The sequence below is a fragment of the Rhizobium ruizarguesonis genome (assembly GCF_012349115.1).
In the GTDB taxonomy this organism is placed as follows: Bacteria; Pseudomonadota; Alphaproteobacteria; order Rhizobiales; family Rhizobiaceae; genus Rhizobium; species Rhizobium ruizarguesonis.
Window position 1 is genome coordinate 1 of sequence record NZ_PQIG01000144.1, and the last position, 13,323, is coordinate 13,323.

A 13,323-nucleotide genomic window follows, 5' to 3' on the forward strand; every position below is an offset into this window, starting at 1 on the left:
TCGTCGCCACCGTCGCAACCATGCGCAAGCTGCTCACCATCCTCAACGCCATCATCAGGGACGGACGACCATGGCAAAACGCTTGACAGCAAAGACAGTCGCTCTCCCCACTGGGAGAAGAGGGAATCGAGAGGCCGTGGCATACCCCTTCGCCTTTGCTTACGACGGTCCGAAGGACGGCACGAGACACCTGGCTCGACCCAGGCGAAAGTGGCAATGCCGGATCAACGGCACCACGGTCCTCGGCACGAGAAGCAAAGACCAAGCCTTGCCAACAAAAGAAAAGGCCGGGACATGCCCGGCCTTCCCTCTCAATCTTTTCGAAACGCTCAGTTGAGCCGCGTCTTGACCTGGCCGACGGCATTGCCGAAGAGCTCGGACTGGACCTTGGCGTCGGCCCGCTTGGCAAGCACGGTTTCTGCGGCCGCGATAGCAAGATCGACGGCGGCGGAACGCACCGCCTTCATCGCCTCGACCTCGGCCTGCTTGATCTTCTGCTCGGACAGCGCCGTGCGATTGGTGACGAATTCTTCCGTCTTCTTCTTCGCTTCGGCGGTCAGCATTTCGGCTTCGCGTTCGGCGGCGGCAACGATGTGGGCCGCTTCGGCTTCCGCTTCCTTGCGCTTGCGCTGGTATTCGGCGAGCAGGTGCTGGGCTTCCTCGCGCAGACGCTTGGCTTCGGCCAGATCGTTGCGGATCTGGTCGGCGCGGTCGTCGAGCGACTTCGCCATCATGCCCGGAACCTTCAGGTAAACGACCAGCGCAAGAAAGAGGACGAGGCCGACAAAGGCGAAGAAAGTCGCATCAAGAAATTCCATCGATCAAGCCTCCTTCTTGGCGGCCGCAACGGCGGTGGCGACATCGGCCTTGGCGACGGTGCCGCCGATCAGCTGATCGATAACGGCAGCTGCCGTTTCCTCGGCAATGGTGCCGACATCGGCGAAGGCCTTGGCCTTGATCTCGCCGATGCGGACCTCGGCAGCCTTGATCTTTTCCGACAGGCTTGCCTCGACGGCGCGGCGATCCTCTTCGGCCTTGGCCTTGGCAGCGTCGCGTGCGGCAGTGCCGATCGCATTGGACTTGGCACGGGCAGCGGCCAGTTCACCTTCATAGGTCCGGACGGCGGCGTCGGCCTCCGCCTTCAGGCGGCCTGCTTCTTCCACATCCTGGGAGAGGCGCGTGTGACGCTGATCGAGGATCGCCCCGATGCGCGGCGCGATGACCTTTTGCATGAGCAAATAGAAGACGCCGAACGTGATCACCAGCCAGAGCAGCTGGGACGCGTAGGTCGTCGAATCGAAAGGCGGGAAGGGGCCGCGGGCGTGTCCGCCTTCGGCAACACCAGTCTCGGTATGGACCTCGCCTGCGGCCGGAGCGGCATGCGCATCCGTACCCGTCGCTGCCGCCGGTGCTTCCTCAGCGTAAGCCGGGGTCACAAAAAACATGCTCACCTCCAGGTGGACTGCAAATGCAAAGGATCACGGCTTGCGATCGCAGGCCGTGATCCATCTATTCGCCGATATCAGACGGCGAAGAGGAGGAGGAGAGCGACGAGCAGCGAGAAGATGCCCAGAGCTTCCGTAACGGCGAAGCCGAATACCAGACGGCCGAACTGGCTGTCAGCGGCAGACGGATTGCGCAGAGCGCCGGAGAGGTAGCTGCCGAAAATATTGCCGAGGCCGAGAGCCGTACCGGCCATACCAAAGCAAGCCAGGCCTGCACCGATGTACTTTGCTGCTTCCGCTTCCATGTTGAACTCCTTTGAAATGGTTGTTGCGGCGAATGACTGACGCCCTTTGACGTCGATGTCGTTATCCTTAGTGCCCGCCCGGATGGATTGCGTCGTTGAGGTACATGCAAGTCAGCACCGCAAAGACATAAGCCTGAAGGAAGGCGACGAGGAACTCGAGACCGGTCAGGGCGACGGTCATGATGAGGGGAAGAACGGCGCCGCCGACACCGAGGGCACCCAAGGTTCCGAGCGAGGCGACGAAGCCTGCGAACACTTTGAGCGTGATGTGACCGGCGAGCATGTTGGCGAAAAGACGAACCGAGAGCGAAATCGGACGGGAGAGGAAGGAGATGATTTCGATCGTGACGACCAGCGGCAACAGAATGCCCGGTACGCCCGAGGGCACAAAGACATTCAGAAACTTGAAGCCGTGCTTGTAGAAACCGTAGACGACAACCGTGCCGATGACGAGGATCGCCAGCGCGGCGGTAACGATGATCTGGCTCGTCACCGTGAAGAAATACGGGAACATGCCGAGCAAGTTCGCCGTCAGCACGAACATGAAGAGCGAGAAGACCAGCGGGAAGAATTTCATTCCCTGCTTGCCGGCGCCTTCCTTCAGCATATTGGCGATGAATTCGTAGGACATTTCCGCGATGGACTGCGAACGGCCCGGCACGATGGCGCGGTTCGAGGTCGCGAAATAAAGGAAGCCGGCGGCAGCGGCGGCCGAAACGGCCATGAAGAGCGATGCATTGGTAAACGAAAAATCAATTCCGCCGATTTCGATCGGCACAATCTTCTGGATCAGGAACTGATGAGTCGGATCGTTAGACACCGCTTGTTCTCTCTCTTTGGCCCGCAGAACGCGGGGTCATTGCACTGGACCGGACCCGGTCCTTATTTCTTGTCGTCGTCCAGGGGATGGGCCACCACCCCCGCAGAACGCATCACGTTCAGAACGCCGGCACAAAATCCGAGAAGCAGAAGAACAATCAAACCCCAAGGCGCCGTGCCAACAAAACGGTCGAGGACATAGCCAAGGACGGCACCGACGACGATTGCGGAAATGAACTCGCTGGAAAGCTTCATCGCCTGGGCATAACCTTTGCGGCTTACCTCGGCACGGGCTTCCCTGGCCTCGTCCTCTCCCGTCTCGACGCGCTTGGTCGCGAGTTTCGCTTCCAATTGCGCACGGCGCTTCTCAAGACTTTCCTCGCGGTCGTCCGCCATGGATCTCTCCTCGTCTGCCCGTCGCCCGCACTCCCGCTACCCCGGTCATTCGGACCCCGGACGCGAAGGTTGAGACCCTTCCGGCCCGTTCTGAAGTCGCGCGCAACATAGTTTTAGGGATTAGCATAGTCAAGGCGTAGACAGCTTCTGTCCAGCGAGAAAATAATTCCATCAAATCAAAGAGATAAATCGACTCTGGGTCGATCGCGCAAATTCGACGGAAAGAATCCGCTTTTCCGGGCCGGAAATCGGCTTACCCAAGCGATTTATCTCAGCTCCAGCCGCCGCCATAGGTGCGATAGAAGACATGAAGTCCGATGCGGCCGACCTTTTCCATGGTCTTTGCCCATTTCGGTCTGACATAGACGGCATGATAGTGCGTCGCCGAGCCTACCTGCGGCAGCCAGATCTTGCCTGCCGTCACAGCCATCGCCACATCACGGGCGACTCGCCAGTGATATTCCGAGTTCACCCTGTCCTTGATGCTGTCGCATGCAAAGGAAAACTGGCAGCGGTTGCGCCAATCCTCGTTCTGATAGACAACACCGCAGATCGTATGGGGATAGGCCGGATTGCGGACGCGGTTGAGGATGACCTGGGCAACGGCCGCCTGCCCCTTCACCGATTCCCCCCGCGCTTCGAAATAGATACCAGAGGCGAGGCATTGCTGCTCGCCGGCGGAAAAGACGCTCGGCGGCAGCACGCTTGCGGCCCAGGCGTGGTCGCGCGGGCCGATTTCCGGGACGAAGCGGCCACTGTCCTGATCGGCCAGGATGGAATCGAACGGCGACTGGCGAGAATAGTCGGGTGCTGCCGGCGCATAGGCGGTGGCCAGCACATCGGCCTTGTTGCTGGTAATGAGGCTTGCGAGCATTGCCGGCACGCCATTGTCGGTCACAACAGGCTGCTTCTTATAGAAAGATGTGGCGATCTCGATTTCCTTGCCCTGGATCTTCGGCTTGACGAAGGCCGAGCGGTCCTTGAGATCGAAGCTCGGGGTGAAGAGCATCTTGGTACGTTCGAGGATCGAGCCGGCGGAAAAATCTTTCGGCGGCTGCATCTGCTCGACGGCGACGACGCGCCCCTTCTTGGTGCGGCGATTGACGCGATCCTCGTCCGGCGTGTCCTCGTGGCCCCTATCCTTGGCAGTGCCCTTGTCCTTGGCGGTGAAGGCGACCTTGCGGCCATCGGGCAGCACCATGCCGGCACCGGCAGAGATCGAACCCGTCACCATCGGCTCGGCGAAGGCGAGTTCGGCCTGGTGGATGGAGCCGGCCGGCGAATTGGTCAGCACCATGCGCCAGTTCTCACCCTCATGATCGAGGCCGGCAAGCATGGCGGCGAGATCGGCATGGGATGCGACGCTCGGGAAAATCAGCCAGCCGGCGAGACCGAAGATGACGGGCGACACCCAATTCTCGGGAATAAGACGCAGCTTGCTACGGGAAGGGCTCTTTCGACGCAACACGGACTCCGGCATGGAACGCGGGAACATTCCATTAAAAATCTCGCATTAACCTTGATGTCCGGTTAACGGGCTGTGCCGAAATGTGACCGTGAGAACTTTTGGATGTTCTAATGTGGCTGATAATTTCGTACGTGCGTCCGGGCTTGCTTCCTCTTCTCCCCAGCGGGGAGAAGAGGAACAGAGGAGTCTCCACCCATCAAATAATAACGTGCGAGCCCAGTTCCACCACGCGGTTGGCCGGCAGGCGGAAGTAGTCCGAAGGGTTGGCGGCGGCGTTGGCGAGAGCGATGTAGAGCCGGTCCTGCCAGTAGGGCATGCCCGACTTGGCGTCCGGCACCAGCTTGCGGCGGCCGAGATAGAAGGAGGTCGACATGATGTCGAATTTCAGTCCCGTCTTGCGCAGCGTCGCCAGGGCCTGCGAGACGTTTTGCGATTCCATGAAGCCGAAGAGCAGTTCGACACGGGAGAAACGCTCGGAAATCTGCTCGACCCTGTAGCGGTCTTGGCTCGGGACGCGCGGTTTGTTGACCGTGCGGATCGTCAGGATGACGTTGCGGTCGTGAAGCACGTGGTTGTGCTTGAGATTGTGCAGCAAGGCGGCGGGGGCGGATTCCGGATCGCTGGTCAGGAAGATCGCGGTACCCGGAACCTGGGCCGGCGAATGTTCGCTCTTGCGCTCGATCGAGCTGACGAAGGAGGCAAGCGGAATATCGGTGTGGCGGGTCTTTTCCATCAGGATCGCCGTGCCGCGACGCCAGGTCCACATGACGACGGTAAAGGCCGTGGCGATCATGATCGGGATATAGCCGCCATCGTGGATCTTCAGAAGATTGGCGCCGAGGAAGATCATTTCGAGCACGACCAGCGGCGCAAGCGCGATCACCGCAACCGGAAGCGACCAGTTCCAGCGGGCGCGGACGAATTCGAAGGCCATGATCGAGGTGACGACCATGGCGCCGGTGACGGAGATGCCATAGGCGGTCGCCAGCGCGTCCGAAGTCTTGAAACTCAGGACCAGGAAGATGACGCCGATGAACAGCACGGCATTGACCGAAGGCACGAAGATCTGCCCGGTATTGGTTTCCGAGGTGAAGAGGATTTCCATCCGCGGCAGGAAGCCGAGGTTGATGCCCTGGCGCACCATCGAGAAGGCGCCGGTGATGACCGCCTGGCTGGCGATGATCGTCGCGGCGGTCGCCAGGATGACGACCGGCAGCAGCGCCCATTTCGGATACATCAGATAGAAGGGATCGGACATCGTCATCGGATTGCCGAGAACGAGCGCCCCCTGCCCGAGATAGTTCAGCGTCAGCGCCGGGAAAACCAGCAGGAACCAGGCCCACTGGATCGGGCGGCGGCCGAAATGGCCGAGATCGGCATAGAGCGCCTCGGCGCCGGTCACCGTCAGGAAGACGGCGCCGAGCACGACGACGCCGTAGAAGCCCTCATGCAACAGGAAGCTGACGGCATAATAGGGATTAAAGGCGGCCAGGATGCCGTAGTCGTCCGAGATATGAGAAATGCCGGCGGCGGCCATGACGAGGAACCAGACGGCGGTGATCGGGCCGAAGAACTTCGCGACGGCGCCGGTGCCGCGCGATTGCACGAAGAAGAGCAGCGCCAGGATCACCACCGAGATCGGCACGATATAGTCCGCGAGGCTGGGTGTGACGAGCTTCAGGCCCTCGACGGCCGACAGCACCGAAAGCGCCGGCGTGATCATCGCATCGCCGAGGAAGAGGGCCGCACCCATCAGGCCGAGCAGCATCAGGATGGCGGTATGGCCGTTGGCGGTCTTCATCAGCAGGGCAAGCAGCGACAGCGTGCCGCCCTCGCCGTCGTTGTCGGCGCGCAGCAGGAAGAGCACATATTTGATGGTGACGATGATCGTCAGCGCCCAGATCATCAGCGAGATCAGGCTGATGACTTCAAAACGGGTGACGCCGTCATGCGCCACCGGCTTCAGCGCCTCGCGAAAAGCATAGAGCGGGCTGGTACCGATATCGCCGTAGACGACACCGACGGAACCCAGCGCGAGATAGAACAGCTTTCGCGGCGTCATATGGCTTTCGTTCGGATGGCTCTCTTCGGACATGAAGTTGCAACAGGCTCCTCAGAGCCAGCCTTTCCAGCGGAAAAAGAAAAAGGGGATGACGGCTGAAATCACCATCAGGGCCAGCGAATAGGGATAACCCGCGACCCAGGTCAGCTCCGGCATGACCTGAAAGTTCATACCATAGATGGAGGCGACCAATGTCGGCGGCAAGAACACCACCGAGGCAATCGAGAAAATCTTGATGATCGAGTTCTGCTCGATGTTGATCAGCCCGAGCGAAGCATCGAGCAGGAAGGTGATGTTGGCGGCGACGAAAGAAGCATGCTCCGACAGTGACTGGACATCGCGCGAGACGGTGCGGCAGAGCTCCTTCGCCTCGCGGTCCTGCTGGATCGCCGGGATCGTGTGAAAGAACGTCAGCAGGCGGGCAAGCGACCCGAGACTGTCGCGCACCTTGCTGATCATCCGGTGATGGCCGGCAATATCGCGCAACTTCTCCTCGAGGTAGTTCGAAGGCTTGCGCACCTTCCTTGCCCGATCGCCGAAGACATGCGTCGACAAGATGTCGAGGCGCGAGATGGAGATCTCGAGGATCTCGGCGGTGCGGTCGACGATCGTCTCCAAGAGCTTGGCGAGAAGGGCGGCACCACTGCGCCAGTTTTCCGGCAGCCGGTGGAGGGCAGCGATGAACAGCGCAAAGGATTTGGGATGGGCGTAGCGAATGGTGACCAAGCGGTTTCCGGCCAGGATGAAGGCGACGTCGGTCAGTGTCGGTACGTCGGTGTCAGCTTTCCAGAGCAGCGAAGCGGTCATGAAGACGGCGTCTTTTTCGACATAGAGACGGGCGGAAGGCTCGATATCCTTGAGATCGTCGCGGGTCGGGACCTCGATGCCGAGAACCTTCTCGACATAGAGTTCCTCGTCGCGGGTCGGCTCGATCATGTCGATCCAGACGACATCCTCGGGAAAGGAGGCGGCATGCGACAGATCGCGGATCTCGACCGACTTGCAATTGGAACAGTAAGCGGTAATCACCGGTCGTCTCTCCGGCTGCATCCAACCTCAAAGGCCGGCATGCGCATTGTGCTCAACCGCATCGCAGTTCCCAATCCTTCGATCGACAAGACAACTCCGAACTTGCAGGCGGGCCGGACCCTTCGAAACGAAGACGGCCTCATTGAGCATCTGCAGCAAAACGCCATCATGGCGCCGCGGCATATGAAGCAAAGCCGTGAAATAATCAAGACATCTTCCGTGAAGCGCGGCTTTTCACCACGTTTCCCCCACAATTTGGGGTATCCGCCGCGGTGATTCGGCTCGCTAAAGCACCTCGCATCGAACCCGATTCATGCGACGCGCGTCAACTCTTTGGTTTATGCATGTCGTTATCCCGGAACCGCTGCACACTTCCGGGCGGCATGCATTTGTTGTGATGCATGCCGTTATCCCGGAACCGCTGCACACTTCCGGGCGGCATGCATTATGTTTTATGCATGCCGTTATCCCGGAACCGCTACACACTTCCGGGCGGCATGCATTATTCGAAGACGATCGCCGGTGCCGGGCGCTGGGACTGGCCGGCGATCTGTTCCCAGACCTTGGCGGCGATGCCGCGATAGATGCCGGCGACGACGCCGTTCGGCTCGGAGGCGACGAGCGGCGTGCCGGCGTCGGAGGTTTCGCGGATGTTCATCGTCAGCGGGACTTCGCCGAGGAAGGGCACGCCAATGCGCTCGGCCTCCTTGCGGGCGCCGCCATGGCCGAAGATGTCGTAGCGGGTGCCGGTATCAGGGGCGATGAAATAGCTCATGTTCTCGACGATGCCGAGCACAGGCACCTCGACCTTGCGGAACATGTTGAGGCCCTTGCGGGCATCGATCAGAGCGAGATCCTGCGGCGTCGAGACGATGACGGCGCCGGCAAGCGGCACCTGCTGGGCCATGGTCAGCTGCGCGTCGCCGGTGCCGGGCGGCATGTCGACGACGAGGACGTCGAGCTCGCCCCAGGCGACTTCGCGCAGCATCTGCAGCAGCGCCGACTGGACCATCGGCCCGCGCCAGATCATCGCCGTCTCCTCGTCGACAAGGAAGCCCATCGACATGACCTTGAGGCCATAATTCTCCATCGGATTGATGATGCGGCCGTCGATCTGCGTCGGGCGGCCCGATATCTTCAGCAGTCGCGGCATCGAGGGACCGTAGATGTCGGCATCGAGAATGCCGACGCGAAGACCGTTGGCGAGCAGGCCGAGTGCAAGATTGACGGCGGTGGTCGACTTGCCGACCCCACCCTTGCCCGAGGCGACCGCGATGATGGCGCCGATGCCGGGCACACCGATCTTGCCGGCGCGCGGCGGCTGTTGAGGAGCGTGGGCGTGGCCCGCGTGATCATGTTGGTGATCGTGGCCGGCATGGCCGTGCGGCGGGTTCGGCGCGGGGCGAGCAGCCGGAGCGGCGGCGGCCGCCTTCTTGTCCGCCGTCAGTGTGACGAGGGCACCCTTGACGCCCGGCATTTCCTTGATGACGCGCTCGGCGGCGAGCCGCATCGGCTCCAGCTCCTTGGCGCGATCGGCCGGGACGGTGATGGAGAAATAAACCTTGCCGTCAGAGATGAAGACGTCGGAGACCATGCCGAGCTCGACTATATCGTGCTCGAGATCGGGTCCACGCACGGTCTTCAGCGTTTCGAGAACTTGTTCCTTGGTGACGTCGGCCATTCCACCCTCACTGCTTCTTGCAGATCACAAATAGTGGAGACGGAAGCCTTCGCCAAACAAAATCATCGGGAGGAAAATCCGGCGCGCCAAAAGAGCGCCGGGGAGAATTGGCAATCCGTTGCGGCCATCAAGTCCGCCGGGCTTTCGCCCTGATGGCCGCAACGGTCTCCCCGAGAACCGGCGCAATCCGGGGCGAACTAGCGCAAGCCGAAAAAAAGACCAGCAAAAAGTGAACAAGGAAGATGAAATCGCCAACAGCTGCGAAAGAAGCGGTGCCAAAACGCAACAACCGCCGCCGACACCGAAGAGCCGGGAGAAAAGCGGCATCGGCGTCGGGCAGCGGTGTGTCGGCCGCGCCATTTCCTGGCGCTGGTCTCAAAGTCCCCTCTGGACCTCTCGCAGAAGAGATGCAGAAAGCGTGCCAGATGGAAAATCAGGAAAAAGAGCGCAAAAGCGCTTGCGGCAGCCCCTCAGCGGGAAAGATATGCCTACGCGCTGGGCGGCTTCGAAAGCAGTCGGTTGTTTTTGCAACTTATTTGATCAGGCCGATGCGTAGCGCCTTGGCGACGGCCTGGGTGCGGTTGACCGTGTCGAGCTTCTTGGTGGCGCGGTTGAGGTAGTGATTGACCGTGTGCTCGGAGAGGGTGAGGATTTCGGCGATTTCAGCACTGGTCTTGCCGGCCGCCGTCCAGTTGAGGCAATCAATCTCGCGGTCGGTCAGCGTGTCCGTCATGCGCGTATCGAGGTTGCGGATCTCGGCCAGCCTGTCGAAGACGTGGATGGCGATGTAGCACAGCTCGCGCATCTCGGCCGGACTAAAGGGCTCGCGGTCGCCGGCGAAAGAGATGGCGCCGCGCAGGCCGGAGGGCTCATGCGTCGGGAAATAGGCGCAGCGCATCATCTTGAAACGTTCGAACAGCGAGGCAACGAGAATGGACTTGCCGTCGTCCCTCGACCAGTTCTGGCGCGACATGTCGTAGAAGAAGGGCCGCGCGGATGTTCTGAGGCGTCTGAGGACCGGGCTGTTCACCATCAGGCCTTCCTGGTCGTAGAGAGCCAGAAGCTCGGCCGGCCAGCTGGTGATGACGGTGCTGCCCTGAAGATCGAAGGAGGTGATCGGCGGCAGGTTGAGGACCATGAAGGCGCGGCTGCGATAGGCTTCCGTCACCCGTTTCATGAAACGGAAAATATCGAACTGGGTCTTCAGGCCCGCTATTTCCTGAACATAATCGTCTTCTTCCGTGGATGTTTGCGACAAGGGTGCCATCACATTTCTTCATCTTCGGCACAGCGGCCGGCAAACCGTTTGCGAAACCTGCCCGCTATGGGTGTTTCGATTGCATGGGGGAACGACGATCGCTGGTGGAATCGGCTTCAGCGTTGAGCGTTCGGCCGGTGACTGGTTGTAGATTTCGCGGACCGTTCTAGTTGTGGTGATTCGTCGGCAAATCTCAATATCGCGCTCATCATAAGCATGCTCTGCGATCGCGTCCAGCAGCGGGCCGATTGCAATTTTTCCCTCAGCGGCGCGGACCGAGACGGACGCGCATGCCCTCCATGATCCTCCCAGCCGCCAACTGAACCGGAACGGCCCATTGGTGCAGAAGTTCCATCGACAATCGATAGGCCGGGCCCGTAATCGAAATGCCCCCCATAAAGGTCCGATCCTCCGACCAGACGGGTGCGGCGACGCAGCAGATGCCGGCCTCATGCTCCTCGCGGTCGAAAGCATAACCCTGATCGGCAATCTCGCGGATTTCGGCAAGCAGCGTTTCGGCCGAGCCATGGGTCGAGGCGGTAAAGCTGGTGAAGCTCAGGCTGGCGACGAGATCGACGAGACTTTCGGCCGGCAGCAGCGAAAGGGCCGCTTTGCCGACGCCGGTGCAGTAGCAAGGCGAGGCATTGCCGATCTGCGAATACATGCGCACCGGCTGGCGGCCTTCGACCTTGTCGAGATAGATGATCGACTGGCCTCTCAGAACGCCGAGATGCACCGTCTCGCCGGTCGCCCGCTGCAGATCGGCGAGGTGCGGCTCGGCGATCAAGCGGAATTCGTTGCGCGCCCAGCTGCGCGCGGCGAAATCAAGCAGGCGCAGGCCTGGCGCATAGCGGCCGTCGCCATCGAGCTCGATCAGCCCTTCCTCCACCATGTGGCTCAGCTGGCGATGCAGCGTGCCGCGCGGCTGGCCGGCGAGAGCCAGGATATCGGTGAAACGCAGCGGCGCATCCGCATGGGTGACAAGATCGAGCAGAACCATCAGTTTGCCGAGCGTGCCGGTCTCGCGTGCGCGTGCTGTGCCGTCGCCGTTTGAATTCATCGCTTCATCCACCCTTGACAGAAAGGGCACTGTAATTCGATAATTCCATATAGTCAAATTAAGTTCCAAATAATGGAACAATGATAAAGGTCGGGAGGCGACGGTGACCATGATGGCAGCACAATTTCCCGAGTTCAAAGACCGCGCCGTGCTGGTGACCGGCGGCGGATCGGGCATCGGTGCTGCGATCGTCGAAGGTTTCGCGCGCCAGGGCGCCAAGGTCTCGTTCATCGATATCGCCGAGGCCGCGGGCCGCGAACTTGCCGAAAGGCTGTCGCGGGAGACGGCGCATCCGGTCTCCTTTCACCATACCGACCTGCGCGACATCGAGGCGATCCGGCGCACGGTCGATAGCGTCATTGCGAGCTCGGGGCCGATCCGCGTGCTGGTCAACAATGCCGCCTGGGACGACCGCCATGAATTCGACGCGGTGACCGAGGCCTATTGGGACAACAACCAGGCGGTCAACCTCAAGCATGTGTTCTTCGCCTCGCAGGCAGTCGTGCCGTCGATGCGGGTGGCCGGCGGCGGGACGATCATCAATATGTCGTCGATCGCCTTCAAGCTGAACATGGGCGGCTTTCCCGCCTATGCGGCAGCCAAGGCGGCGGTCGTCGGGCTGACGAAGAGCCTGGCGGGCAGGCTCGGGCCGGAGAACATCCGGGTCAACTGCATCCTGCCCGGCATGGTGGTCACCGAACGGCAGATGCAGCACTGGCTCACCGAGGAGAGCATTGCGCGCTCGGTCGAGGACCAGTGCCTGAAGGTTGCGCTCAAACCCGATGCGATCGTCGGTCCCTGCCTGTTTCTTGCATCCGACTGCGCGGCGGCGATGACCGCCCAGTCCCTGATTGTCGATGGAGGCGTTCTGTAATGGCAAATCCCGCTTATGTCGCGGTGGACTGGGGCACCAGCAGCTTTCGGCTGTGGCTGATCGGCAGGGACGGCACCGTCCTTGCCGAACGCCGCAGCGGCGAAGGCATGACGAGCGCGGCAAAGACCGGCTTTTCCGCCGTGCTTGCCAGCCATCTCACCGCCATCGAGGCGCCGGAAAACCTGCCGGTGATCGTCTGCGGCATGGCCGGCGCAAGGCAGGGCTGGGTCGAGGCCGGTTATATCGACGTGCCCGCCCCGCTTGCCTCGATCCTGACCGGGGCGGTCTCCGTGCCAGGCGAAAGCCGCGACATCCGCATCCTGCCGGGCCTTGCCCAGCGGGACATCGCGATACCTGACGTCATGCGCGGCGAGGAAACCCAGCTTCTTGGCGCGCTCGGCCGTGCAAGCTCCGGAGCGCAGGCGGTCTGCATGCCCGGCACGCATTCGAAATGGGTGCATGTGACGGACAGCAAGGTGACCGGCTTTTCGACCTTCATGACCGGCGAGCTTTTCGACGTCATCAGCAAACACACGATCCTTTCGCATGCCGTTGCCGGTGCGGCAGAGCAGCCGGCAGATGCGGCAGCCTTCGAGGCCGCCGTCTCGGCCGCTTTTGCGCGCCCGGCCCTTGCCTCCAACCTGCTGTTCACCGCCCGCTCGGGCCAGCTCCTGCACGGCATTTCAGCCGCCGCCGCGCAAGCCCGGCTTTCTGGCACGCTGATCGGCCTCGAAATTGCCGGGGCGCTGCAGGATGCGGCAAACGGCACCGACATCACCCTCGTCGCCTCAGGGCGGCTGCAGGCGCTCTACGAACAGGCCTTCAAAACCCTCTCCCTTGCCTTCACCGCCATCGACGCCGACGCCGCCGTGCGCCGCGGGCTTTCGGCTGCCGCCGAAGCCATCTGGCCGAATTGAGAAAGCTGA

15 protein-coding genes are annotated in these 13,323 nt (G+C 61.4%); 4 read left to right on the forward strand and 11 right to left on the reverse strand.

Annotated elements, in window-relative coordinates; genetic code table 11:
• Positions 1-329: 329 nt before the first annotated feature.
• From C3Y91_RS36440 to C3Y91_RS36475, 8 genes are all read right to left on the reverse strand, one after another.
• Positions 330-818: a F0F1 ATP synthase subunit B gene (locus tag C3Y91_RS36440; RefSeq protein WP_024321298.1), complete on the reverse strand. Its 489-nt coding sequence runs from the start codon at positions 816-818 to the stop codon at positions 330-332.
• A 3-nt stretch (positions 819-821) separates the two neighbouring features.
• Positions 822-1,445: a F0F1 ATP synthase subunit B gene (locus tag C3Y91_RS36445; RefSeq protein WP_024321299.1), complete on the reverse strand. Its 624-nt coding sequence runs from the start codon at positions 1,443-1,445 to the stop codon at positions 822-824.
• Positions 1,446-1,522: 77 nt separating this feature from the next.
• Entirely contained in the window at positions 1,523-1,750 is a 228-nt protein-coding gene (locus tag C3Y91_RS36450; protein WP_003545854.1) for a F0F1 ATP synthase subunit C, read from the reverse strand.
• Between the two features lie 67 nt (positions 1,751-1,817).
• The gene (locus C3Y91_RS36455) at positions 1,818-2,570 is read right to left on the reverse strand and encodes a F0F1 ATP synthase subunit A (RefSeq protein WP_024321300.1); all 753 of its coding nucleotides are present in this window, start codon (positions 2,568-2,570) and stop codon (positions 1,818-1,820) included.
• 62 nt (positions 2,571-2,632) lie between these two features.
• Entirely contained in the window at positions 2,633-2,965 is a 333-nt protein-coding gene (locus tag C3Y91_RS36460) for an AtpZ/AtpI family protein (protein ID WP_018070123.1), read from the reverse strand.
• A 271-nt stretch (positions 2,966-3,236) separates the two neighbouring features.
• A complete protein-coding gene (locus tag C3Y91_RS36465; protein WP_029767934.1) occupies positions 3,237-4,430 on the reverse strand; it encodes a cell wall hydrolase in 1,194 nt (397 codons plus the stop codon).
• A 199-nt stretch (positions 4,431-4,629) separates the two neighbouring features.
• On the reverse strand, positions 4,630-6,528 hold the full coding sequence (locus tag C3Y91_RS36470; RefSeq protein ID WP_024321301.1) for a potassium transporter Kup: 1,899 nt from the start codon (positions 6,526-6,528) through the stop codon (positions 4,630-4,632).
• An 18-nt stretch (positions 6,529-6,546) separates the two neighbouring features.
• Positions 6,547-7,524, reverse strand: a complete 978-nt coding sequence (locus tag C3Y91_RS36475; protein ID WP_032989077.1) for a magnesium transporter CorA family protein — start codon at positions 7,522-7,524, stop codon at positions 6,547-6,549.
• Positions 7,525-7,563: 39 nt separating this feature from the next.
• On the opposite strand from C3Y91_RS36475, the gene C3Y91_RS36480 reads away from it, so the two are divergent.
• Positions 7,564-7,800, forward strand: a complete 237-nt coding sequence (locus C3Y91_RS36480; RefSeq protein ID WP_018495067.1) for a hypothetical protein — start codon at positions 7,564-7,566, stop codon at positions 7,798-7,800.
• A 226-nt stretch (positions 7,801-8,026) separates the two neighbouring features.
• Here the strand turns inward: C3Y91_RS36480 and C3Y91_RS36485 are convergent, their stop codons facing one another.
• The gene (locus C3Y91_RS36485) at positions 8,027-9,205 is read right to left on the reverse strand and encodes an Mrp/NBP35 family ATP-binding protein (RefSeq protein WP_075224758.1); all 1,179 of its coding nucleotides are present in this window, start codon (positions 9,203-9,205) and stop codon (positions 8,027-8,029) included.
• Between the two features lie 229 nt (positions 9,206-9,434).
• On the opposite strand from C3Y91_RS36485, the gene C3Y91_RS36490 reads away from it, so the two are divergent.
• Positions 9,435-9,761 (forward strand): hypothetical protein, encoded by a 327-nt coding sequence (locus C3Y91_RS36490; RefSeq protein WP_130687647.1) that lies wholly within the window; start codon positions 9,435-9,437, stop codon positions 9,759-9,761.
• On the opposite strand, the gene C3Y91_RS36495 is transcribed toward C3Y91_RS36490, so the two are convergent.
• Together C3Y91_RS36495 and C3Y91_RS36500 are read right to left on the reverse strand one after the other, a co-directional pair.
• Positions 9,738-10,472 (reverse strand): LuxR family transcriptional regulator, encoded by a 735-nt coding sequence (locus C3Y91_RS36495; protein WP_029767938.1) that lies wholly within the window; start codon positions 10,470-10,472, stop codon positions 9,738-9,740. The genes C3Y91_RS36490 and C3Y91_RS36495 overlap by 24 nt on opposite strands.
• 253 nt (positions 10,473-10,725) lie before the next feature.
• The gene (locus C3Y91_RS36500) at positions 10,726-11,523 is read right to left on the reverse strand and encodes an IclR family transcriptional regulator (RefSeq protein ID WP_024321304.1); all 798 of its coding nucleotides are present in this window, start codon (positions 11,521-11,523) and stop codon (positions 10,726-10,728) included.
• A 109-nt stretch (positions 11,524-11,632) separates the two neighbouring features.
• Here C3Y91_RS36500 and C3Y91_RS36505 point away from each other — a divergent pair, with 109 nt between their 5' ends.
• Both C3Y91_RS36505 and C3Y91_RS36510 read left to right on the forward strand, forming a co-directional pair.
• The gene (locus tag C3Y91_RS36505) at positions 11,633-12,397 is read left to right on the forward strand and encodes an SDR family NAD(P)-dependent oxidoreductase (protein WP_024321305.1); all 765 of its coding nucleotides are present in this window, start codon (positions 11,633-11,635) and stop codon (positions 12,395-12,397) included.
• Positions 12,397-13,314, forward strand: coding sequence for a 2-dehydro-3-deoxygalactonokinase (locus C3Y91_RS36510; protein WP_130664132.1), 918 nt, complete (start codon positions 12,397-12,399; stop codon positions 13,312-13,314). The genes C3Y91_RS36505 and C3Y91_RS36510 overlap by 1 nt, the downstream gene beginning before the upstream one ends.
• The last annotated feature ends 9 nt before the right edge of the window (positions 13,315-13,323 follow it).